Here is a 22,269-nt window from a genome sequence, read left to right on the forward strand (position 1 = left end):
CGGCTTTGCGGCCTTTGGCGATGATCTCGACGCTTTCCGCGAGGCGGCGCGCGCCACGGATCCTGAAAAGGCGGACAGTTTCGAACTGGGGATGAAGTCGCAGTTCCTCGACAATCGCGTGCGATTTAACCTGACCGGCTTCTACGTTAAATATAAGGATCTCCAGAAGCAGTTGAACGTCCCCATCGTCGTCAACGGTCAGCCCAATCAGGTCACTCTGTTCGTGAATGCCGCCAGCGCGACCGTGAAAGGGATCGAGGCGGAACTGTCGGCGACCCCGGTGGAAGGCCTCACGCTGCGCGGCGTTCTGGGGTATCAGGACGGCAAATATAACAGCTATACCGCTGCCAATGCCGGTTATGACCTGGCGTCAGCGCCGCTCGACCGCGCACCGAAATGGCAATGGACGTTGGACGGCGTTTATTCGGTACCCATTGGCGACTATAAACTCACTCTCAATGCCAACGCTGCCTACACCGGCCGCAATCTTAATACGCAGGCGATTGACGATCCTTTGGGGAATACCTTCCTCAATGCCCGGACGCTCGTAAATGGTTCGATTACGCTCTCGCAGATCGATGACAAATATTATCTGCGTCTGGTGGGCAAGAACCTGACGGACAAACGCTATCGGGTGGGTATCCAGAATGTCGCGGGTTTGTGGCTCAATTCGCAATATGGTCCGCCGCGCTATTTCGGGCTGGAAGCGGGTCTGTCGCTGGGCAGCAAGCGCTAGCCGATGGTCATGCGGCCGGCAACCATGCCGGCCGCACCCTTTTTAAGGATGATATGGTGAAGACGGTACAGCGTCACTCGCGCCGCGTGATAGCGGTTAGTCTCGTTGCGATCCTGCTAGGTTGCAATTCCACCAGCCGCCAGGAAAACGATGCGGCGCGCAAGCCTGAACCATGGGAACAGCAATTGGATGATGCCAGCAATGGCGACGATTGGCCCGCCTTTGGCCGGACCTATGGCGAGCAACATTACAGCCCCTTGACCGATATCAATCTCGATAATGTGAAGGATCTTGGCCTCGTCTGGTCTGTCGATCTTCCGCCCGGCAATCCTGCGACCGGACCGATAGAGGTCGGTGGGACCGTCTATCTCGCGAGCGGCTATTCCGTAGTGCGCGCCATCGATGTCGAAACCGGCAAGGTCAAATGGACCTACGATCCCAAGGCTCCGGAGGCATCAGGCATAAGGCTGAGGCAGGGCTGGGGTAGCCGGGGTATCGCTTATTGGAATCACAAGGTCATTACTGCGACCCAGGATGGTCGTTTGATCGCGCTCGATGAAAATTCGGGCCAACCGGTCTGGAGCGTTCAGACACTGCCGGATGGCGCGCCCATGTTCATTTCCGGGCCGCCGTGGGTGTTCGATGGCAAGGTGATAATCGGAAATGCCGGCTCTGACGAAAGCGCGGTGCGCGGCTTCGTCACTGCTTTTGACGCGGATAGTGGGCGTCCGCTCTGGAAATTCTTCACCGTGCCGGGCAATCCCGCCAATGGGTTCGAGGACGCGGCGCAGGAAATGGCGGCGAAAACCTGGAGCGGCGACTGGTGGAAATATGGCGGAGGAGGATCTGTCTGGAACGCCATCACCTATGACAAGGCCAATGATCAGATATTGATTGGCACCGGCAATGGCGCGCCGTGGAATCACAAGATCCGATCCATGGGCAAGGGTGACAATTTGTTTGTCTGCTCCATCGTCGCCTTGGATGCCAAGACCGGCAAATATAAATGGCATTATCAGGTCAATCCGGGCGAAAGCTGGGATTTCAATGCCGCGATGGATATGGAACTGGCGGACCTCGTCATAGGCGGCAAGCCGCGGCAAGTGGTCATGACCGCGCCCAAGAACGGCTTTTTCTACGTCATTGACCGGAAGGACGGCAAACTCATTTCGGCCGAGCCCTTTGTCGACGTGACCTGGGCCAAGGGCATTGATATCAAGTCGGGCCGACCCATCGAAAATCCCGGTGTCCGTTATGAAAGCGGGAAGACGACATTCCGGCCAACACCCTTGGGTGCGCATAGCTGGATGCCGATGGCCTATAATCCGCGGACAAAGCTGACATATATCCCAGCGATCGACCTTCAGGCGACGTTCGACGATACCGGCATTACGCGGGAAAATTTCGAATTCGCCGGCGGCATGGGCCTGTCACCAGGTGTGGGCTATTCCATCGATGCAGGCGGCAAGAGCGTGACCGGGTGGCTGATCGCATGGGATCCTGTGGCGCAGAAGGCGCGCTGGAAATTGCCAATGGAAACGCATGGCAATGGCGGTATCATGACCACTGCGGGTCAGCTGGTGTTTCAAGGCCGTCCCGATGGCGGATTTTCTGCCTATGACGCGACAAACGGCAAGCGTGTCTGGAATTTTGACGCGCGTGCGGGTGTCGTGGCTCCGCCGATCTCCTATCGCCACAAGGGTCGGCAATATGTCACAGTCGTTGCTGGTATCGGCACCAGCGTCGGTCTGTTCGGACCGATGTTCGCGCAATATGGCATCGATTACCGCACCCAGGCACGCCGGGTGCTGACCTTTGCCATTGGCGGCAAGGAACAATTGCCGCCGCGTACGCCTTATCGGGCCATCGCGTTCAATGATCCCGATTTCAAGCTTGATCCGGCGCTGGCCGAGCGGGGCGAGGGCATTTTCGGCGGACGCTGTGCGGTCTGCCACGGAACCGGCGCAATCGCTGGTGGCACGGCACCGGATTTGCGTGGTTCTGCCGCCGTTGCGGACGCCGATACCTTTCGTCAGATCGTCAAGGAAGGCGCGCTCGTCGCCAACGGGATGCCCCAATTCGGCGAATTTCGCCCTGACCAGATCGAAGCTTTGCGCCATTATCTGCGCAGTCGGGCCGCAATTCTTCGCAGCGGAAAGCCGGATGATGCGGTGGGATCAGCGCACAAAAGTGGGGAATGAAATTGTCATTTGACCATTGCTTTATCCGACCGTCCTGATGGGTCGGTCATGCGGCGCGCCTGCATGATTTTCTTTTGCAATACTGCGAGGTGCTTTAGACAGGCTTCCCGCGCTTCGCCCGTCAGCACGAGAGTCGCGGTCTGTAGGAAACAGGCATGCAATTCCATGCGGCACAGATCGGCATTGCACTGGCCCAATGACCAGCGGCGATAGACCAGAAATTCCTGCATGACATGCGTGTCCACCACATAATCCAGGTCCAGTGCCTCGCAAATGACCCCGGCTTGCTGCTGCAGGGAAAGCCAGGCGCACAGCCGCGACCGGGCGACAGAAGTCAATTCCCGGACCTCTACCTCGCGCGGCTCGGGCGCGAAGACGAAATCTATGACCACTCGGGCATAGAGGCAGTCCCGCTCCAATTCACTGACCATCCAGTCTAGTTCGGCGAACACGACATCAAGCGTGTAGGTCGCCTCGCGACGCGCGATATGGTCGCGCACTTCCACCATTCGATCGATGACAGTCGCGCTCACAACCCCGTCCTTGTCGCCAAACAGGCGATAGAGGGTCCGTTGAGCGACTCCCGCTTCCTCGGATAGTCGTCGGATCGTCAGAGCCGAAACACCCCCTTCGCCCAGCAATCTATGCGCCGTATCAACGATCCGAGTGCGCCGCTCGGTCATGGCAGGGCTGGTATATGGGCGGCGCTGGACCTTTTTTTTCAATAGCTGTTCCTGCACCGCACGATCTTTCCCATTTCGTTATTCTGCCTGAAATTTATGGCGTTTCTAGGCGCTTTTATCCTCGCCGTCGACGGCGGCAAAGCCGCGAATGCTGCATCGCGACAAAACAAATCATACATGACTGTTTTTTATCTCTTCACAAAAATGATCATATGTACTCATTTATACGGGTCGAGCGAAAATGCCGATACTGATTCGAACTGCCACGCTGTGAGATGGCAGTCGGTTGGAGGGGAAGACCATGATCAGCAAGACACAGGTAAATTGCGCCTTCATACCATTCGCCGCAGGCTTGCTCGCCAGCGTCAGCACCACGGCGCTTGCTCAAAGTGAGCCTCAATCGCAAGCATCGGCGCCCCAACAATCTGTTGGACTTGAGGACATTGTCGTCACGGCCCGCCGCGTGTCGGAATCGCTTCAGGATACGCCTGTTGCCGTTTCGGCTTTCACATCGGCGGCGATCGAGAACAAATTTGCCACGGATATTCGCGCTCTTGCCGGGGATGTGCCCAACGTCGTCATCACCAATGTGCCAGGGTTCAATGCAGCATCTATCGGTATCCGTGGCCAGTCGACCGGCGATATCATCCTGACGTTTGAACCGGCAGTCGCTGTGGTCGTGGACGACTTTGTCCTGGCGCATGTTCAGACCCAGCTGTTCGATCTGTTCGACATCGAACGGATTGAGGTCCTTCGCGGCCCGCAAGGCACCTTATTCGGGAAGAATACGGTAGGCGGCGTTGTCAATGTCATCACCAAGCGGCCCGAACCTGGCTTCAGCGGGGAAGTGAGGCTGGGCTATTCCAGTTTCAATACCAAGGACGTGAAGGCTGCGATCAACATCCCCTTTACGGACAATCTCTATTTCCGCGCAGCCGGCTCCTTTCAGGAAAGCGACGGCTTCTATCGTCTGACCAAGAATAATGACGTAGATGGCATCCAGGGCGTGCCGGGACGCGGCCAGCGCTGGCCGGGCACGCGCTATTTCAGTGGACGGGCCAAATTGCTGTGGGAGCCGTCGCCAGATACGGACATCATGCTGACATATGAATTGCTGCGTGATCGCGGCGATTCACCCCCTTCGGTCAACGAAACGCCTGCCGGTTTTCTATTTGATGTCATCGGCTTCCCCGGCATCCAGACGACTGGTGGAAGCCCGTTCGATACCGGGACGACCCTGTGCGAAGGCTCTGCTTCAGCGCCGACATGCGTCGGCACGCTCAGCGGTCACCGCGTTGATGTCGATGGCATCTATCTGCGCGGCGAACATAATGTTGATGGCACCGGCAGTTTCACGATGGTTGGCGGCTGGCGCCGGGTTCGCTCGCAATTGCCGTCTGACTATACCGGCGAAAATGCCTATCTTTTTGTCTCCACGCGTGAAGACACGCGCAAGCAATATAGTCTGGAGGGGCGTTTCAGCTCGGATTTCTCGGACGTTCTGAAATTTACGGTTGGTGCCATGTATTGGGGCCAGACGTTGGATGCCAACGCCACCAGCTTTCTAGGCTTCCTGCGCTTCCTGGGTGATCCGACAGCGTTGACGGACCCGAACCAGTCGACCGCTTATTACAAGGTAGACTCCTACGCGGCTTTTGGCGAAGCGGAATATAAGCTCGCTGACCCGTTGTCGGTGTTCCTCGGTGCCCGCTATACCAAGGAGAAGAAGGATTTTTCGGTTCAGCCACAGGTGCGCCGATCATTGATCGAAACCGGATTCTGGCCCGAATATAGTGACAGCGCCAGTTTCAGCAAACCTACGTTCAGGGCCGGTTATCGCTGGGAAATCGGGCGGGGCATCAACAATTATTTCACCTACAGCCAGGGATACAAGTCCGGCGGCTACAATGAACAGGCGATGTCGGCGACGTCGGCCTTGCCCTTCAAGGCGGAAACGGCGGACAGTTTCGAACTGGGCTTCAAGACCGAAACCGCCGATCGCCGGCTGCGCGTCAATGTCGCTGCATTTTACGTCAAGTATAACGATCTGCAACGCGATGCGGTGGTGCCATTCATCGACCCGATCACCGGATTGCCAGGGCAGGAAACGCGCACGACGAATGCCGGCAAGGCCGAGGTCAAGGGGATCGAGCTTGAAATTTCGGCAGCCCCCACCGCCGGATTGACGCTTGGCGCAGCGGTGGGATGGCAAAAGGCCAAATATAAGGAGTTCAGCACTGACGTGGACGGTGACGGCGTCAATGACGATGCATCGTACCTCAAATTGCGCAACGCGCCCAATTGGACTGCCAGCGCCAATGCCCGCTACGAATTTCCCCCGACATCCTGGGGCACGGTATCGGTGAACGCTGATGTCAATTATCAGTCGGAATATGAATCGACGACGCTGAACGCTGCATTCTCCCAAGGCCAGGCACGCACGCTTGTGGGCGCCAGCATCGGCTGGACCGATCCGACCGAGCGGTATCGCGTGTCCGTGTTCGGTCGCAATCTTCTCGACGAAGTCTATCGCGTCTCCGCCAATTCCGTCGCTGGACTGTTCAACTTCACCAATTACGCCCCGCCGCGCAGTTTCGGCGTCGAAGGCGCGGTGAAGTTCTGAGGCGATGGCGGCGGTGCTTTCCCAGTGGGCAGGTGGGGGACACCGCTCCCGCACCCTCCCCCCGGCCTTGGCCTCTCGCCGGGGGGAGGGTTCATTTCAGACGATGCGGGCGGCCGACGCCTTCGGGTACGAGGTCAAAGGCGAAACTGATCCGCTCGCTATTCCCGCCAAAAGCCAGCGTCGCATGCCAGAGGAAAGACGGGAACAGGATCATGCGCCCCGGCCGGGGACGAATGACCGTCACGTCGCCGCCGCCCCCCAGTTCCGACGGGATCATGCCGATGCCAAATGCCCCTTCGTCTCCTTCGGTGTCAAATGGGAAGCCCGGATAATATACCCCCGACAGCCAATTGGGCGCGTGGATATGCGGGGCGACTTCTCCCCCGGCGCGCAAGATCGTGCCCCACATCGTCACGGACCATTTATCTGGAACCGCTTCCAGAAACGGATGGTCGCGGGGCAGGGCGGCGAGCCGATCTCGCTCCTGCGTCAACCGCTGGGTCACGAGCCCCACCAAAGCACCGATCGCCCCCGTTCGATCCTGCACAAGGTCATCGCTTTGACGCCCCTTTTTCGTCACCAGGCCTTCTGGCTCGAACGTGAGCGATGGATGCGCGGCGAGTTCTGCGACCAGTGCACGGTTGAAGCTATTCATATCTGCATAGCCGGGAACGGCATCGATATCGTGGATCGTCACGAACCGATCCAGAGCCATGAGGCGGGTGCGTTCTTCTGCGTCCTTAAGCCGCGTCAATGCCGCGATCTTGAGAGCCAGGGGCGTGGTCATGCCCGGCCGCGCAGCCATCAGGCGATCGCATATGGCGACGGCCTCCTGAGCCCTGTCCGCCCGGATCAGGGTGCGGGCGAGGTTGACGCCCAGGACGTGGTTGAGCCCGTCCGCGTCAAAGGCCGGCCTCAATATGGCAAGCGCCTTGTCAAAATCGCCCCTCTTCTCCTGCAACAGAGCCAGTTGATTGGCGGCGCGAGGATGTTGCGGATGATCGCGCACGATCGCCGCCAAAAGACCTTCGGCCTCCGCAATTTGGCCGATATGGGTCAGCGCGTCCGACAGATTGATCATCGTATCGACATGGCCCGGCCTCTGTGCAAGCGAGTGCCGGTAACTGGCTATGGCATCGTCCGTCCGCCCCAGTTCCCCCAACGCGATGCCAAGATTTGCAAGCGCGTCGGCATGGTCGCCCGCTTGGCTCAGGACATTAACCGCTTCCTTCGCCCTGCCGCTTTCGATCAAGCACGATCCCAGATTTGCAAGAGTGGCAGGGTGGCCCGGCCGCAACTGCAAGGCCGCGTCAAAGGACGCGCAAGCCGCTTCAAACCGGCCCTGCCTTTTAAGAGCCACGCCCAGATTCTGGTGATAAGCCGGGTTGCCGGGATCGGAGGATACCGCGCGGCTGAAACTGACAATAGCGCCTTCATTGTCGCCCGTTCTTTGCGCCACGATCCCGGCGAGCGTCAGCGCGTTGCCGTCCAAGGGCCGCTCCTCAAGCAGCCGCGCGATCATTCCGTGGGCTGCTGCGGGGTCGGGCCCCTGGGCCAGGCGCGCGGCCTTGTTCAGCAACTCCCCCCACATGACGAAAGGTCTCCCTTATGATTGGTGTCATCATGCATGTTCGCACGAAAGCGGACAAGACAGACGAATTCATCGCGCTGACGACTCAATTGCAACGCGACGTGCGCGACAATGAACCCGAGACGTTGCTCTTTCAGATCCTGCGGTCGCAGGATGACCCGAATATATTTGCTTTCATGGAATTGTTCGTGTCGGAAGATGCCCGCAAGGCGCACGCGCGGCAGCCCTATCATGTCGCCATGTCGGCGGCTGGTTATGCCTGTCTTGATGGTGATCCGGATATCCGCACCTTTGATCCGGTCGGTGCACCGGCTTTCGCAGGAGTTATGGCATGATGGCCGCTCTGGAAGGGCGCGTGGCGCTGGTCACTGGCTGCACGGGCGGGATCGGCAGCGAAATTTGCCGACAGTTAGCCGGCGCTGGCGCGATTGTCGTTGGAGCCGATCTCCCACCCACGCCATCCAGTTGGTCGGGCGCAGGATATCTTCAACTCGACGTTACCGACGAAACATCCTGGCAGGATGCTATTGCCGCTGTCGATCGCGACCATGGGAAGCTCGATATTCTCGTGCATGTCGCGGGCATCGTGGTCGTCGAGAAAATGGAGACAACCACGCTTGCCCAGTGGCGTAAGCAGATGGCGGTCAATGTCGATGGCGTTTTCCTCGGCACCAAAGCGGCGACGGCCTTATTGCGGCGATCGGGCGATGCGCTGCCGCATGGGGCTTCTGTCGTCGTCATTTCATCCGTGGCCGGGAAAATCGGCTCTCCGCTTCATGTCGGCTATTGCACATCAAAGGGTGCCGCCACGCTGTTCGTGAAGGCGTGCGCGATGGAATTTTCGGCGCTCGGCTACAAGGTCCGCGTCAATTCGGTCCATCCCAGCGGCGTGAAGACGGGCATGGTCGACCATATCCTGCAACGGATCGTCGACAATGGTTTCGCCGCGAGTGTCGAGGAAGCAGCGGCCGGACTCGCGCCAGCGCATCCCATCGGCCGGATGGCCGACCCTATCGACATTGCCAAGACCGTCCGGTTCCTGGCGTCCGATGAGGCAGGCTATATGCATGGTTCTGAGCTTATCGTCGATGGCGGGTTCACGGCACAATGAGCAGCGTGTCGGGTCAGGTGGCCATCGTGACCGGGGGGACCAGCGGCATTGGCGCTGCCGTCACCGCGCAACTCACGGCGCAAGGCGCGCGCGTTGCTGTGTTGTCCGACGTGCCGCAGTCTGAACTCAATTCGGAAAAAGCACATGGGCGCATTGCGCATGGCGTGCAGGTAGATATCGCCGATGCTCAGGCGGTGGGCCAAGCGGTTGAGACCGTTGGCCAGACGCTGGGACCAGTGACGCTCCTGGTGAACAATGCGGCGATCTGGGCGCCCAATCCTGTGCCCGAAAGTCCGATCGCCCTGTTCGACCGGCATATCGACGTCAATCTGAAGGGCAGCTTCTACGTCACTCAGGCTGTGCTACCGGGGATGATCAATGCGGGGACGGGAGCGATCGTCTTCATCGGATCGGTCAGCGGGACAGCCGGGCGGGCGGGTGACAGCGCCTATAGCGCTTCCAAGGCGGGCGTTGCCATGCTGTCGCGCACGCTGGCGGCGGAACTGGGGCCGCACGGCATCCGCATCAATTGCGTATGTCCCGGTGCGGTCGCAACGCCATTGACGGCAGGATTGCGCACGGCGGAGGGCGAACAGGCGATCGCAGCCTTGATGGACGGACACCCAAGCCCGCGCCGTAAATTCTTCATGGAGCCCGATCAGATCGCCGACCTGGTCTGCTTCCTCCTCGATGACCGCTCCAGCGCCGTTCACGGTGCAGTGATCCCCGCCGACGAGGGCCTGACGGCCACGATGTAACGACCAATGATGAGAGAGGATTGCACAATGACCATAGCGCATGATCCCGGGAAGACCGGCGACCTCATCGTGAACATCAAGGATTGCCAGGCAGTAACCCTGGGGGCCGGCACGAGCATCCGCTTGCTGCGATACAGCGAGGAAACCGGCGACTGGGTCTTATGGGTCCAGATGGAACCGGGAGCCACATTCGCCCCTCACTGGCACCTTGGCCATGGTCAATATTTCGTGACCAAAGGCGAACTGATTTACGATGTCGGATCGGCGCCGGCCGGCACCTATGGCTATGAACCGATTGGTTCACGTCATAGCGAAGCACGTTGCGAGGAGCCTACCGAATATCTGTTCATGGGCCATGGCGCGGTCGCTTTCACGGACGAAAGCGACGGCATACGCTTCATTCTCAATCATGAATATTTGCGCGATGTAGCGCGCGGCAACGTCACGTCCGACATTTCGAACGACGCGATGGAGGCTGCGGCATGACGTCCTCATCCAATCCGCGCGCCGATCGGATACGCGCCATGATGGTGCGGGAAGGGCTGGACGCGATTGTCCTTAGCCATCCGCACGATGTGCGCTATGCAACCGGCTATCATTCGATCCTGGAGCGCTGGGGTCAGATGGAGGCGATGGCCGCGGCGATTGTCTACGCTGATGCTGAAAAGCCGCTCACCCTTGTGATCCCTGAAGCGAATCTGGGCCTGGTCGCCGTCCTCAATCGGGAGGAGGAGGCTTGCAGCTTTGGCGAGATCCGCACGTTCGACATGCTCAATTTCTGCCAGGTCAGCCGGTTTATCGATCCTGACCGGCCAGTCACCCGGCTCGCGCAGGATGCGACCGCCATGGCATCAGCCATCGCAGGAATTTGCCAGCCAGACATAGCGACTGCTGTGGCCGCCGCGCTGGCCGATCATGGAATGGCGGGCCGGCATATCGGCTTTGACGAACATCGCCTGTCGGCCAGAATCGCGCCCAGCGTTGCGCACCATTACAGCGATGTCCTTGACCTGATGATGCAGGCGCGGGTCGTCAAGACAGCCGATGAGCTGGCGCGATACCGCAAGGTCGGTTTGCTGGCGGACCGCATCATTGATCACGCGGGATCGCTGCTGCGCGAGGGCGCCGACTGGAACGATGTGCAGGCGCGAATTTGCGATTTCATGGTGCGACACGCGGTCATCCCCGTCGACGAAGGCGCAATGTTGTTCGGTGGCGCGTATGAGGCCGATGAATTCATCCCCGATCTTTTCCGCACGCGCGGCAATCGTGCGTTGCGGGCGGGGGACATCGTCATCCTGGAAACCCAGGGCATTCATGATGGCTTCTGGGTCGACATCAACCGCACGGCCGTGATCGGGCCGCCGAGCACATCCTATCGGCGACAGCATGACATATTGCGCGACGCATTCCTGAAGATGGTCGATCAGTTACGGCCAGGGGTTTCGACGGCCAGCCTGCCTCAGATCGGCTATGACCATCTCAAGGCACAGGGCGTCGCTACGCCCGAAAAGCTGCTGGTCGTGGCCCATGGCATCGGCCTCATGCCGCTGGAAATTCCATTGCCCTATCCTGCCGCCGGTCTCGCGGGGGTCAAGGACGGCTTCGTCATGGAGGAAAATATGCTGATCTCTCTCGACAGCCTGTATTTCGGTGCAAAACTCGGGCCGTGTCATATGGAAAATGTCTATGCGATCACCGCGCATGGTGCGGAACCCATGTATGCAGCGCCGCTGGAACTGATCGAAGCCCCCCTGACCCGGGAGCTGGCCCATGCATGACGCGCAATCATCGATTGGCGACAATGACCGCCGGCTCGAAAAATATCGGCGGATGCAGCGTATCCGGCAATTTGAGACCAAGGCCGAGGCCATTCACGCAGCGGGCGAGATACCGGGAGCACTCCATACCTATGCCGGAATGGAGGCGTCAGGCGTCGGCGCCTGCATGGCGCTGCGTCCGGACGACTATATGGTGGGCACCCATCGCAGCCATGGTCATCCGATCGCGAAGGGCGCGATGCTGCGGCCGCTGATGGCCGAATTGCTGGGCAAATCCACGGGCATCTGCCGCGGGAAGGGTGGCTCCATGCATCTCTCGGATTTTTCCGTCGGTAGCCTGGGCGAAACCAGCATCGTGGGCTCAGGGGGTCCCGTGGCCGCCGGCGCGGCGCTGGGCGCAAAGCTCCAGGGCCTCGACCGCGTCGCGCTATGCTTTTTCGGCGATGGCGCGTCCAGTGAAGGCGCCATTCACGAAGGCATGAACCTTGCGGCCGTGTGGAAGCTGCCAGCAATCTTCGTTTGCGAAAACAACCGCTTCGGCATGTCGACGCCAACCAGCGATGCGGTGGCAGGCGAGCATGTGGCCGACAGGGCGCACGGATATGGCATCCCCGGCGTCATCGTCGATGGACAGGATGTCGATGCCGTCGAGCAGGCCGTACGCGAAGCCGTCGATCGCGCGCGTGCGGGCAAGGGGCCTACGTTGATAGAGACCAAGACCTATCGCTATGCGGATCACGCGGTGAACATGGGTCGCGACCTGACGCCGCGTGGCCCCGAACATGACGAGTGGGTCGGCCGCGATCCGATACGTCTGTATCGCGCCAGATTGATCGAAGAGGGTGTGGGGGATGACGCTTTGTCCGCCATCGACGAAGCCGTGAGGCAGGAGGTTGCCGATGCGCTGCAATATGCCCGTGACAGCGCCTACCCCGATTTTGAGGAGGCATTCGACCATGTGTTCGTCGATCGCCTGCCTATCCCTGCCGATGTCCGCGCGCACGCCTGAAACAGGAGACGATAATGGCCAAGATCACCTTTCTGGAAGCGATCCAGCAGGCACAGGCGGAAGAACTGGCGCGGGACCCAAGCGTATTCATGATGGGCGAGGATATACGCTGCAACGTCTTCGGCACGACGACAGGCTTTGTTGAACGCTTTGGCGAAGAACGCATCCGCGACACGCCCATTTCGGAAAATGGCTTCATCGGCGCGGCGGGGGGCGCTGCGATGGTGGGCATGCGGCCGATCGTCGACGCGACGCTGTCATCCTTCCTTTATCCCGCCATGGACCAGATCTGCTCGATCATTGCCAAATCGCGCTATATCTATGGCGGCCAGGCCCGGCTGCCACTCGTCATCCGCTCCTGCATGTTTTACGGCAACAGCAATGCGGCGCAGCATAGCGACCGGCCCTACGCTATGTTCATGAACATGCCCGGGCTGAAGATCATCGCGCCATCGGACCCGCGCGACATGAAGGGGCTGCTGAAAGCCGCTATCCGTGACGATGATCCCGTGCTGTGTTTCGAGGATGGGACCTGCTGGATGGCGAAGGCGGAGGTGCCGGACGATCCCGACTTCCTTATTCCGATCGGCAAAGGCGATGTGAAGCGCGAAGGGACCGACGTGACCATCATCGCCATCGCCGGCGGCGTGCCCACTGCGCTCAAGGCCGCCAAGCGGTTGGAGGCGGACGATATTTCGGCAGAGGTCATCGATCCAAGGACGCTGGTTCCGCTGGACCGGGACCTCATTCTCCGGTCGGTGCGCAAGACGGGCCGGGCAATCTGTGTCGATCCCGCGCATCTAACCTGCAGTGCGGCCAGCGAAATTTCCGCGACGATCGTGGAGCAGGCCTTCGATGCGCTGCGGGCGCCGGTCATTCGCGTGACCACGCCGGACACGCATCTGCCTTTCAGCCCGCACATCGAAAAGCCACTGTATCCGACGGTCGAGCGCATCGTCGATGCCGCCAGGCGCATTGTCGGTGCGCCGGTCGCGCCGCAGACAGTTTGAGGAGAAGGATTTTGGCTGAACATGTGATGGTGCTGCCCCAATATGGCATGGGGATGCAGGATGGCGAAATCGTGCGCTGGCTGAAGGCTGAGGGCGATCGCGTCAGTGAAGGCGAAACCATCGTGGAAGTGGAGGCGGCCAAAACGACGGTGGAAGTGCCCGCACCGGTGGCCGGAACCTTGAAACGGATTGTCGCGGGCGAAGGGGAAACCGTCGACGTACGGGCCGCCATTGCCATCATCGAAACGGCATGATGGCCAACCGGCGATGACGGGCGGGCCTGGCGAAGGACACAAGCGGCGCTGGCCACGATGGCTGATCGGGGTCGTTCTGGTTCTGATCGGCGCGCCCTTGCTCGTGGGCGGTCTTCAGTTGGTCAGCCTTGGCGGATCGCCTTATTATGTGCTTTCTGGGCTTGCCTGCGCAGCCGCGGGCGTTCTCATTGCGCGCGGCAACGCCAGCGGGCTGTCACTTTACGCCGCTATGGTGGTGGGCACGCTGCTTTGGTCCTTGTGGGAAGTGGGCGGTCAGTTTTGGCAGTTGTTGCCGCGTCTGGCCGGTCCGGCGGTCATCGCCCTGCTGTTGGCAGTCCCGGCGGTCCGTCGTTCCATGGCAGGGGCCCCGGTGCCATGGGCGCGCCACGCATGTCTCGCGGCGGGCATCGCCTGTGTCCTGACGCTGGCAATCACTTTCATATTCGTCCCGGTTTTCGATATACAGGAAGAGGCGCCAGAGATTACGGCGCCTGTCAGCGGTGCTCCTACTGATTGGCGCAGTTATGGTGGGACGTTGGCGGGGCTGCGGCATTCCGGTGCAACGCAAATCACGCCTGGGAATGTAAGCGCCCTAAGACCGGTCTGGTCGTTCGAGACTGGCGACACCCGAGCAAAACGACCCGAAGTTCAGAGCATCAGCTTCATGGCAACGCCACTGATGGTCGATGACCGCGTCTTTTTCTGCTCGCCCACTGGCAAGGTTTTCGCCCTTGATGCTGATACTGGGCGTCAACTGTGGCTCCGCGATCCCCATACCGTGATCGGCAACGCTCAAATGCTCAACTGCCGGGGCGTATCCTATCATGCCGATCCTTCAGGCGCCGGCCTTTGTGCGGCTCGGATCATCAGCATGACCGTCGATGGTCGCCTGCTGGCGAGCGACGCAGTCACGGGCCGCCCCTGTCCTGACTTTGGCCAGCACGGAAGCATCAACCTCAACGAAGGATTAGGGACTACCGACCCCCTGCGCTCCTACACATCGTCTCCGCCTGCAATCGTGGGTGATGTGGCGATCCTGGGTTCCTATGTTCGCGATAATTATGACAAGGATGATCCCTCCGGCGTCGTTCGTGCCTTTGACGTGAAAACGGGGCGGCTGCTTTGGGGCTGGGACAGCGGCCGTCCTGACGATGCCCCGATGCCCGGCGCAGGCGAGCGCTGGACGCGCGGATCGGCCAATGCCTGGAGCGTTTTCAGCGCCGACCCGGCCTTGGGTCTTGTGTACCTCCCCACCGGCAATGCCACGCCCGATCATGTCGGCACTCATCGATCCGCGATGCTTGAACGCTATGCCAGCTCGATAGTCGCGCTGGACGTTCGCACCGGCCGCGTGCGCTGGCATTTCCAGACCGTCCGTCATGATATCTGGGACTATGACGTTCCGGCCCAGCCCGTGCTGTTCGATTATCCGGTGAATGGGCGGACCATCGCCGCGCTCGCCGCACCGACCAAGCAAGGGGATATCTATATTCTGGATCGCGCCACCGGGCGGCCCCTGACGCCGATTGTCGATCAGTCGGTACCAAGGGGCGCAATTCCCGGTGAACGCTATGCTGCAACCCAGCCGCGGGTGAAGGGCTTTGCCAGCTTTACGCCGGTTGACCTCAGGGAGGCGGACATGTGGGGCGCAACGCCACTTGATCAGCTCTGGTGCCGCATCCGGTTTCGATCACTTGATTACAAAGGGCTTTTTACGCCTCCATCGGAACGGGGGACGCTGCAATGGCCGGGCACCTTCGGTATCCTCAATTGGGGTAGTGTCAGCATCGATCCGGCCCGACGCCTGATGGTCGTCAATTCGGCCGCCATCCCGCAAGAGGTGCGCTTGTTTCGCCATGGCGCAACGAATGATCGGCCGGCCTTGGCCAAAGATAGTCACGCGCCCGGCTATCTTCCCCAGATCGGCACCGACTATGGCGTCAGCCTGTTGCCGATGCTGTCGCCCTTGGGAATTCCGTGCCAGGCCCCGCCCTGGGGCAAGCTCTCCGCTGTCGACCTCGCCACCGGCGAGCGCGTCTGGCAACGGACCTTCGGCACGAGCGCGGATGTCGCGCCGCTGGGCATAGCGGTCCCCGGCGCGTTCAATCTAGGCGGGTCGGTCAACACGGCCAGTGGACTGACTTTTATCGGCGCCGCGCTCGACAATTACTTGCGTGCGTTCGATACTCGGACGGGCAAGCTGCTATGGCAAGGCCGGTTACCGGCGGGCGGTCAGGCGACACCCATCACCTATGTGTCGCGGCGCACAGGGCGGCAATATGTTGTCATCGCCGCTGGTGGGCACGCCTATATGGGCACAACGCCTGGCGATTTCGTCGTCGCCTTCGCGCTGCCTTAGCCGTCAAAGAGATCGGCGGGGCACCGTGCCGTCCCATTGCGCTGCGGTCGTTCTGATCATGTCAAACATTTCCAGCATTGGCGGCAGGGGAGAGATTAATTCCACAAGCGGGCCAGCTCCATTCTGGCTGGTATCGAGATAAGCGAAGCGCGAGAGGGGCAGACTGCCCTCCAGAACAACTGGCACATTAGCGCTACGGGCATGGGCCATCGCAGCATCATAATCGTCGACAAAAGTCCCCAGATGATGGACGCCGCTTCTGCCGCCGGTCATAAAGTCGCGGTAGGTCGATGGTGCGCTACCTGGCTCGATCAGCTCGATCATCATGTCGCCGCTGTAGCTGACCGCGACACCGTTGAAGATCGGATGGTCGCCTGGCACGGTTTGGCCGTCAACCTTGAGCCAGTCGAATGCCAAGGGTAGCGGAAATTCATAAAATGGCCCCACCCCCATCTGTTGCGTCCAGTAGTCGATGGCGGCGTGTACGTCCGGGACCACATAAGCGATCTGAAACGTGCGCCCGTAAAAACGGCTCATGGCAATCCTCTTTCCTTGCGGCGTGCCTGCGTGCTAATTCCCAGACAGGCCCTTGCACTTCTAATAAAAACAGTCATGATTGTTTTGTGTGATTTGTCCACCCCCTTGCGACGGATTCGGCTCAACGAACCGCCGGGGTATGGGTAGCTAGGAGAGGCAGGGCGATGATGAAGCTCGATTTTGACGACTGGAATATTCATGTCGGAACGCCGCACCCTTTTAATGAACGGGTAAAGCCAATCGATAATGGGACGGGTCGCCCCGACCCAGCCCGCTATCACGACCGTAATTTCATGCGCGCCGAATGGGATAGGGTTTTCGCCCGCAGCTGGCTGCTCGCCGGACCAGCGTCCGATATTCCTGAACCCGGCGATTTCTTCACCTTCGACATCGGGCCGGAAAGCTTCATCATCGTGCGTGGCGATGACGGGGCAATCCATGCGCATTACAATGTGTGTCCGCATCGCGGCAGCCGTCTTGTGACCAGTGAGTTCGGGTCGCTCAATCGCTTTACCTGTCCCTTTCATTCCTGGAAATTCGATCTTGAAGGGCACAATATTTCCGTCACCGATGAAGAGACGTTTCGACCTGAAGTTTTGTGTCACGGGCATGACATGACCTCGGTCCGCTGCGAACAGGCCGTCGGCCTCATCTTCATTTCCATGGACGAGGCGATCGAGCCGCTCGCGCAGTGGCTGGCGCCGATTCTGCCGCAGCTAGAACTATATGACATCGACAAGATGTATGTCGTCCAGCACCGACGGTCGGACTGGGGGGCCAATTGGAAGGGCGGGGTGGATGCCTTTGCTGAAATCTATCATCTCCACGCCGTGCATCCGCAAACCCAATGCCTGATGGATGACCGGACGCAAATCGACCTCTGGCCGGGCGGACTGTCCCGGCAATTTGTCCCATTTGCGCAGCCTGCGGCGCGCTATGCGGATCAGGAAACGGTCAACCCCGGCATCCAGTCGATGCTCCGCGATGCCGGCATCGATCCGGCGTCCTTTACCGGAACGGCCGCAGAAACGCGCCGTGCCGTGCAGCAGGCCAAGCGCAGAAGGTCCGACGAACTGGGACTTGGCTACGAACGTTTCAGCGACAGTCAGCTGAGCGATTCCGTCGTCTATTCGCTATTCCCCAACGCACAGATTGGTTGCCATCCAGAAGCGATATTCCTGCATCGCTTTCTGCCCCATGCCAGCGATCCCAATCAGTTCACTTATGACACCTGCATCTTGTACCGTCATGTCGATGCGCCAGGATATAGTGCGCCGGCTTGGATGGGGCTGGGCGAAGACGTTGACCTGAGTGGTGCCACGCGTCCTGACGTCATTCATACCAGGCTTGGCGAACCGCCCTGTCTGGGTGAAGTGCTTGATCAGGACTCCGAATTGCTGCCGGTGGTTCAAGCCGGATCGCGCTCGCGCGGTTTCAGGGGGCCGCTATGGAGCGAGCAGGAGGGGAGGCTGCGGCATTTTCATGCTGAGCTTGATCGCCGGATGGAGCAGTTCGCATGAACTATGATCCGCGCAGTTGGGCCGTGCATAAAGGGTCCGACCATCCCTTTGATCAGGCCGCGCCACCGATCGACAATGGCGCGGCGCGCCTCGATCCGTCGCGTTATACCTCACGGGCTATCTTTGCTCAGGAGTGGGAAAAGCTGTTTGCGCGGACGTGGCTGCTTGCCGCGCCCGCGAGCGATATTCCGGATGCGGGCGATTGGGTGCGGTTCGACATCGGGCCCGAAAGTTTCATCATAGTGCGGCAGGAGGACGGCTCGGTTGCGGCGCATTACAATGTGTGCCCTCATCGCGGCAGCCGCCTGGTGACTGGAGACATGGGAAGCCAGGCGAGCTTCACCTGCCCCTTTCACAGCTGGAAATTCGGCTTGGACGGCCGCAATCAGCGCGTGACCGACGAAGAAACATTCCGCCCGGAAGTGCTGTGTCACGGCACGGATCTGACGTCCGTGCGGGCGGAAGAGGCGGTGGGCCTTGTTTTCATCTGCATGGACGATAATGCGCCACCGCTGGTCGACTATCTGGCGCCTGTCCTGCCGCTTCTAGAAACCTATCGCATCGATCGCATGCATGTCGTGCAGCATCGCCGGTCCGATTGGGCCGCGAACTGGAAAGGGGGGATTGATGCCTTTTATGAAAGCTATCATCTGCACGCAATCCATCCCCAGACCATGGGCGTGATCGACGATCGCACGCATATCGATCTGTATCCCGGCGGTATGTCGCGGCAGTTCGTGCCGATGGCGCAACCCAATTCGCATTATGGCGATCAAACCGGCATCAATCCGGGCATAGCGGCATTGCTGAAAGACGCGGGTATCGACCCTGAAGATTTTGATGGCACGGCGCAGGATAGTCGCGCGGCCGTCGCCCATGCCAAACGAGAAAGGGCGGCACGGATCGGGTTGGATTATTCGCATTTTTCAGACGCGCAGCTGACCGACAGCACCATCTTTGGCATTTTCCCCAATGCCCAGATTGGTTGCCATCCCGAAGCGGTGTTCCTCCACCGGTTCAAGCCGCATGCTGATGATCCAGAACAGTTCACCTATGAAACGACTATATTATATCGACATGTCGATGCCCCGGGCTATGGTGCGCCAGGATGGATGGGTCTGGCGGACGATGTCGACGTCACCGGCGCGATCAGGCCCGATATCGTTCACACTGGCTTAGGCGAGCCGCCGGGAATGGGAGAGGTCCTCGATCAGGACTCCGACTTGCTGCCCATCGTCCAGGCAGGCGCGCGGTCGCGCGGGTTCAAGGGGCCCTTATGGGGCGAGCAGGAGGCCCGATTGCGGCATTTCCATGCGGAAGTCGATCGCTGGCTTGCGCGGGATTGAGATGATAGGGGCGGACGCAAGTCCGCCCCGTCTCAATAGTGTCAGAACGGCCTGATCGTCACGCCATTGTCGATCACTAATTCCGCTCCGGTGATGAAACGCGATTCATCCGACGCCAAAAACAGGACCAGGGCACCGACATCCTTGGGGTGGCCTGGCGTGCCGGGGGGCAGGACGCCGTCAGGGATCTCCTTGGGTTGATCGACGCGGCCCTCGGCTGTCTGGACCATCGGCGTTTCGATCGCGCCGGGATGCACCGAATTGCAGCGGATTTTATATCCCTTCTCTTGGCACATGACCGCGATGGACTTGGTCATGGACCGCACTGCGCCCTTGGCGGCGGAATAGGCGAAGAAAATGGGATAACCCAGCAAGGCGCCGGTCGAACTCATGTTGATGATCGACCCGCCATCGCCCTTGTTCATCAGCGGAATGGCATATTTGCAGCCCAGGAAAACGCCATCGGTCATGATGGCATTGACCCAGCGAAATTGGTCTAGTGACGTGTCTTCGACGTCAGCGCTCAGTACGACGCCGGCATTGTTCACCAGGATGTCAAGCCGCCCCAGTGTCTCCTCGATACGGTTCATAATCCCGATCCACTGAGATTCGTCCGCCACATCCAGCGCCATCGCGACCGCGCCGTTGCCAATATGATCCGCGACGGCCTGCGCTGCTTCCAGTCGCACATCAGTCACGACAACGGTTGCGCCTTCGCGTGCGAGTGCTTCGCAATCGGCAGCGCCCAGTCCCGATCCACCGCCCGTAACCAACGCGACTTTGCCTTCGACCCGACCCATCTTCTTCTCCTGGCTGATGTTATTTTCTGTCGATGTGGCGCCGCCAATCAGGCCGCACCGTCTTCCCTGAAATAATCGGGCATGCCCGCCGGCCAGATCACGCCCCATTGGGCCTGCCCGCCGTCGATGATGAGCAGGTCGCCATTGATGAACCGCGCGGCTGGTGATGACAGATAAGCGATGGCTTCGGCCACGTCCCACGCATTGCCGCGCATTTTCATCGGATTGGCCTTGTGAAAGCGCGCTAGGGCTTCTTCAGGATACATGCGGAACCCCTCGGTTTCGATCACCCCCGGGCCAATGCAGTTGATGCGTATGTTCCATTGCGCCCATTCGGTGGCCAATGTCTTGGACAGGTAGATGACCCCTGCGCGTGCCGCGCACGTATGGGCCGCCTGGGGCATGCCGCGTTCGACATTGGCAACGATATTCACGATGTTTCCGGGCTTCCCTTCGGCCCGCCAACGCTTGGCCGCTTCCTGCATCATCCACCATGTGCCGTTGAGATTGGTGTCGATGACGGCGAGCCAGCCCTTGCGGGAAAAGTCGATGGCATCCTGCGGGAACTGGCCGCCGGCATTGTTGACGATGGTATCAATGCCGCCGAAATGGTCATGCACCTTCCCGATCAGCGCTTCGACGGCTTCGGGGTCGCGAATGTTGGTCGGAACAGCCAATATGGTCTGTCCAGTCGACTCGCGGATGAAATCTACGCAAGTCTGTAGCTTCTCCGCGTCGCGGCCGCAGATCGCCACCTGGGCGCCCAGCCTGGCGGCCAGATAGGCCGCGGCCTTCCCCATGCCGCTGCCTGCGCCTGTGATCAGGATTGTCTGACCCGCCAGCAGATCATCCCGATATATGGTTGATTGAGCGGTCAGCGCATTTTCGTCCAATCCCCGCGCCGGGCGATCAGGCCCGTCATCTTCTGGGCGGAATATCTTTGGGGTAAAGGTCTTGGAGCTGTCCAACTGTTTGTCCTTGCAAAATTGGGCGCGGGGTGCGGCGAACGCGTCGCGCCTCGACACTGCAAGAAGTTAGTCGCATAAACTCAAAAAGACAAACAAGATTGTTTTTAGTCTCTGACTGCAACCGCCTTGACCGTTTTGGGCATGATCGTGCGGATTTGGTTTTCCAGATAGGTCAGCATTGTCGGCACCTTCTTCTGGTCCATCGCGCCAGTCTGCACGGCAATCGCCATGCCCTCCAGGATGGTTTGGGACAGGCTCATGGCCAGGTCGAACTCGATTGGCGCCTCACGCCATTCGGGGAAAAGGGCATCGGCCTGCGCGTTGAACCGCTCGCGAAATTCCTCCTGCAAAGGCAACAGGATATCGGCCAGTTCCTTGTCCGTGCGAGCCGCCACGGCTAGTTCATGGAACGCGATGAATCCAGGCTTCTGGACCTGCGCCCAATAGGTTTCCACCAGTGTATCGACATCATGCTCTTCAGGACGTTCGGCCGCTCGACGAAAAGCACGCAGGCGCTTTTCGTGCAATTCGGTGATCGTGGCCTTTATGAGTGCGGCTCCATTTTCGAAATGATGCATCATGGCACCACGAGACAGGCCGGCTTCCTTGGCGACGCGGGGCGTCGTGGTATTGGCGTAGCCATATTTGACGATGCATCGCACCGTCGCGTCCAGTAATCGGGCACGAGTCTGCGCTGCCTTTGCGGCTTGCAGCGTGTTCCCGTTTCTGACGGCACTGGTTTTTGCGGCTCCGGTTGATCGGGTGCGGGATAGCGCCATGAGCTTTGCCTGATTACGTCCTGTTCTTTGCCAGATCGTGATTCGCTTACGCCCATGAAGCCGTGCGAAGCAAGCGGCCGATTGAAATGCGCCAGTCGATGCGTCGGCATGATGGACTTGGAGACGCATTTCCATACGCTTAAAACATACATGCATGATTGTATTTTATCACACGCTTGCTAAGCTGCGCTTCAAAGGGGCCT

At 59.8% G+C, this 22,269-nt stretch carries 20 protein-coding genes; 14 read left to right on the plus strand and 6 right to left on the minus strand.

Annotated elements, in window-relative coordinates:
- Together SAB01S_RS12080 and SAB01S_RS12085 are read left to right on the plus strand one after the other, a co-directional pair.
- On the plus strand, window positions 1-736 hold a 736-nt coding region (locus tag SAB01S_RS12080; RefSeq protein ID WP_157078337.1), incomplete at its 5' end, for a TonB-dependent receptor domain-containing protein.
- A 53-nt stretch (window positions 737-789) separates the two neighbouring features.
- The gene (locus SAB01S_RS12085) at window positions 790-2,937 is read left to right on the plus strand and encodes a PQQ-dependent dehydrogenase, methanol/ethanol family (protein WP_062733307.1); all 2,148 of its coding nucleotides are present in this window, start codon (window positions 790-792) and stop codon (window positions 2,935-2,937) included.
- A 5-nt stretch (window positions 2,938-2,942) separates the two neighbouring features.
- Here SAB01S_RS12085 and SAB01S_RS12090 read toward each other — a convergent pair whose 3' ends face one another.
- Window positions 2,943-3,677: a TetR/AcrR family transcriptional regulator gene (locus tag SAB01S_RS12090; protein WP_062733308.1), complete on the minus strand. Its 735-nt coding sequence runs from the start codon at window positions 3,675-3,677 to the stop codon at window positions 2,943-2,945.
- A gap of 244 nt (window positions 3,678-3,921) precedes the next feature.
- Here SAB01S_RS12090 and SAB01S_RS12095 point away from each other — a divergent pair, with 244 nt between their 5' ends.
- Entirely contained in the window at window positions 3,922-6,243 is a 2,322-nt protein-coding gene (locus tag SAB01S_RS12095) for a TonB-dependent receptor (protein WP_062733309.1), read from the plus strand.
- A gap of 91 nt (window positions 6,244-6,334) precedes the next feature.
- Here the strand turns inward: SAB01S_RS12095 and SAB01S_RS12100 are convergent, their stop codons facing one another.
- Window positions 6,335-7,834, minus strand: coding sequence for a tetratricopeptide repeat protein (locus tag SAB01S_RS12100; protein WP_062733311.1), 1,500 nt, complete (start codon window positions 7,832-7,834; stop codon window positions 6,335-6,337).
- Window positions 7,835-7,851: 17 nt separating this feature from the next.
- On the opposite strand from SAB01S_RS12100, the gene SAB01S_RS12105 reads away from it, so the two are divergent.
- Genes SAB01S_RS12105 through SAB01S_RS12145 form a run of 9 tightly spaced genes read left to right on the plus strand, consistent with a single transcriptional unit; the run spans window position 7,852 to window position 16,116 of the window.
- Window positions 7,852-8,169 (plus strand): putative quinol monooxygenase, encoded by a 318-nt coding sequence (locus SAB01S_RS12105; RefSeq protein ID WP_062733313.1) that lies wholly within the window; start codon window positions 7,852-7,854, stop codon window positions 8,167-8,169.
- A complete protein-coding gene (locus tag SAB01S_RS12110; RefSeq protein ID WP_062733314.1) occupies window positions 8,166-8,945 on the plus strand; it encodes an SDR family oxidoreductase in 780 nt (259 codons plus the stop codon). The genes SAB01S_RS12105 and SAB01S_RS12110 overlap by 4 nt, the downstream gene beginning before the upstream one ends.
- Window positions 8,942-9,703 (plus strand): SDR family NAD(P)-dependent oxidoreductase, encoded by a 762-nt coding sequence (locus SAB01S_RS12115; RefSeq protein WP_062733316.1) that lies wholly within the window; start codon window positions 8,942-8,944, stop codon window positions 9,701-9,703. Before SAB01S_RS12110 ends, SAB01S_RS12115 begins: the two co-directional genes overlap by 4 nt.
- A gap of 27 nt (window positions 9,704-9,730) precedes the next feature.
- Window positions 9,731-10,189 carry a cupin domain-containing protein gene (locus tag SAB01S_RS12120; RefSeq protein ID WP_062733317.1) on the plus strand — a complete coding sequence of 153 codons (459 nt, stop codon included), beginning with the start codon at window positions 9,731-9,733 and terminating at the stop codon, window positions 10,187-10,189.
- A complete protein-coding gene (locus SAB01S_RS12125) occupies window positions 10,186-11,484 on the plus strand; it encodes a M24 family metallopeptidase (RefSeq protein WP_062733319.1) in 1,299 nt (432 codons plus the stop codon). The genes SAB01S_RS12120 and SAB01S_RS12125 overlap by 4 nt, the downstream gene beginning before the upstream one ends.
- Window positions 11,477-12,493, plus strand: coding sequence for a thiamine pyrophosphate-dependent dehydrogenase E1 component subunit alpha (locus SAB01S_RS12130; protein ID WP_062733320.1), 1,017 nt, complete (start codon window positions 11,477-11,479; stop codon window positions 12,491-12,493). The genes SAB01S_RS12125 and SAB01S_RS12130 overlap by 8 nt, the downstream gene beginning before the upstream one ends.
- Before the next feature lie 14 nt (window positions 12,494-12,507).
- Window positions 12,508-13,503 (plus strand): alpha-ketoacid dehydrogenase subunit beta, encoded by a 996-nt coding sequence (locus SAB01S_RS12135; RefSeq protein ID WP_062733322.1) that lies wholly within the window; start codon window positions 12,508-12,510, stop codon window positions 13,501-13,503.
- Window positions 13,504-13,514: 11 nt separating this feature from the next.
- Window positions 13,515-13,757 (plus strand): biotin/lipoyl-containing protein, encoded by a 243-nt coding sequence (locus SAB01S_RS12140; protein ID WP_083951318.1) that lies wholly within the window; start codon window positions 13,515-13,517, stop codon window positions 13,755-13,757.
- A 13-nt stretch (window positions 13,758-13,770) separates the two neighbouring features.
- Window positions 13,771-16,116, plus strand: a complete 2,346-nt coding sequence (locus SAB01S_RS12145) for a membrane-bound PQQ-dependent dehydrogenase, glucose/quinate/shikimate family (RefSeq protein WP_062733323.1) — start codon at window positions 13,771-13,773, stop codon at window positions 16,114-16,116.
- Between the two features lie 3 nt (window positions 16,117-16,119).
- On the opposite strand, the gene SAB01S_RS12150 is transcribed toward SAB01S_RS12145, so the two are convergent.
- A complete protein-coding gene (locus tag SAB01S_RS12150) occupies window positions 16,120-16,653 on the minus strand; it encodes a VOC family protein (protein ID WP_062733325.1) in 534 nt (177 codons plus the stop codon).
- 167 nt (window positions 16,654-16,820) lie between these two features.
- Between SAB01S_RS12150 and SAB01S_RS12155 the strand changes: the two genes are divergently transcribed.
- On the plus strand, window positions 16,821-18,173 hold the full coding sequence (locus tag SAB01S_RS12155; protein ID WP_062733396.1) for an aromatic ring-hydroxylating oxygenase subunit alpha: 1,353 nt from the start codon (window positions 16,821-16,823) through the stop codon (window positions 18,171-18,173).
- On the plus strand, window positions 18,170-19,519 hold the full coding sequence (locus SAB01S_RS12160; RefSeq protein ID WP_062733327.1) for an aromatic ring-hydroxylating oxygenase subunit alpha: 1,350 nt from the start codon (window positions 18,170-18,172) through the stop codon (window positions 19,517-19,519). The genes SAB01S_RS12155 and SAB01S_RS12160 overlap by 4 nt, the downstream gene beginning before the upstream one ends.
- Before the next feature lie 41 nt (window positions 19,520-19,560).
- Here the strand turns inward: SAB01S_RS12160 and SAB01S_RS12165 are convergent, their stop codons facing one another.
- From SAB01S_RS12165 to SAB01S_RS12175, 3 genes are all read right to left on the minus strand, one after another.
- On the minus strand, window positions 19,561-20,319 hold the full coding sequence (locus SAB01S_RS12165) for an SDR family oxidoreductase (protein WP_174525648.1): 759 nt from the start codon (window positions 20,317-20,319) through the stop codon (window positions 19,561-19,563).
- Window positions 20,320-20,366: 47 nt separating this feature from the next.
- Window positions 20,367-21,287, minus strand: a complete 921-nt coding sequence (locus SAB01S_RS12170) for an SDR family oxidoreductase (RefSeq protein WP_062733399.1) — start codon at window positions 21,285-21,287, stop codon at window positions 20,367-20,369.
- Window positions 21,288-21,391: 104 nt separating this feature from the next.
- Window positions 21,392-22,066 (minus strand): TetR/AcrR family transcriptional regulator, encoded by a 675-nt coding sequence (locus tag SAB01S_RS12175; protein WP_062733328.1) that lies wholly within the window; start codon window positions 22,064-22,066, stop codon window positions 21,392-21,394.
- Between the last annotated feature and the right edge of the window lie 203 nt (window positions 22,067-22,269).

The sequence above is a fragment of the Sphingobium abikonense NBRC 16140 genome (assembly GCF_001598335.1).
Classification (GTDB): Bacteria; Pseudomonadota; Alphaproteobacteria; order Sphingomonadales; family Sphingomonadaceae; genus Sphingobium; species Sphingobium abikonense.

What these genes read in the sequence shown, in the direction of transcription:
- SAB01S_RS12130 (WP_062733320.1), top strand. Translation starts at nt 11,477, where the DNA reads ATGCATGACGCGCAATCATCGATTGGCGACAATGACCGCCGGCTCGAA.
- SAB01S_RS12120 (WP_062733317.1), top strand. Translation starts at nt 9,731, where the DNA reads ATGACCATAGCGCATGATCCCGGGAAGACCGGCGACCTCATCGTGAAC.
- SAB01S_RS12135 (WP_062733322.1), top strand. Translation starts at nt 12,508, where the DNA reads ATGGCCAAGATCACCTTTCTGGAAGCGATCCAGCAGGCACAGGCGGAA.
- SAB01S_RS12160 (WP_062733327.1), top strand. Translation starts at nt 18,170, where the DNA reads ATGAACTATGATCCGCGCAGTTGGGCCGTGCATAAAGGGTCCGACCAT.
- SAB01S_RS12100 (WP_062733311.1), bottom strand. Translation starts at nt 7,834, where the DNA reads ATGTGGGGGGAGTTGCTGAACAAGGCCGCGCGCCTGGCCCAGGGGCCC.
- SAB01S_RS12145 (WP_062733323.1), top strand. Translation starts at nt 13,771, where the DNA reads ATGACGGGCGGGCCTGGCGAAGGACACAAGCGGCGCTGGCCACGATGG.
- SAB01S_RS12175 (WP_062733328.1), bottom strand. Translation starts at nt 22,066, where the DNA reads ATGGCGCTATCCCGCACCCGATCAACCGGAGCCGCAAAAACCAGTGCC.
- SAB01S_RS12095 (WP_062733309.1), top strand. Translation starts at nt 3,922, where the DNA reads ATGATCAGCAAGACACAGGTAAATTGCGCCTTCATACCATTCGCCGCA.
- SAB01S_RS12155 (WP_062733396.1), top strand. Translation starts at nt 16,821, where the DNA reads ATGAAGCTCGATTTTGACGACTGGAATATTCATGTCGGAACGCCGCAC.
- SAB01S_RS12110 (WP_062733314.1), top strand. Translation starts at nt 8,166, where the DNA reads ATGATGGCCGCTCTGGAAGGGCGCGTGGCGCTGGTCACTGGCTGCACG.
- SAB01S_RS12150 (WP_062733325.1), bottom strand. Translation starts at nt 16,653, where the DNA reads ATGAGCCGTTTTTACGGGCGCACGTTTCAGATCGCTTATGTGGTCCCG.
- SAB01S_RS12165 (WP_174525648.1), bottom strand. Translation starts at nt 20,319, where the DNA reads ATGGGTCGGGTCGAAGGCAAAGTCGCGTTGGTTACGGGCGGTGGATCG.
- SAB01S_RS12105 (WP_062733313.1), top strand. Translation starts at nt 7,852, where the DNA reads ATGATTGGTGTCATCATGCATGTTCGCACGAAAGCGGACAAGACAGAC.
- SAB01S_RS12125 (WP_062733319.1), top strand. Translation starts at nt 10,186, where the DNA reads ATGACGTCCTCATCCAATCCGCGCGCCGATCGGATACGCGCCATGATG.
- SAB01S_RS12115 (WP_062733316.1), top strand. Translation starts at nt 8,942, where the DNA reads ATGAGCAGCGTGTCGGGTCAGGTGGCCATCGTGACCGGGGGGACCAGC.
- SAB01S_RS12085 (WP_062733307.1), top strand. Translation starts at nt 790, where the DNA reads ATGGTGAAGACGGTACAGCGTCACTCGCGCCGCGTGATAGCGGTTAGT.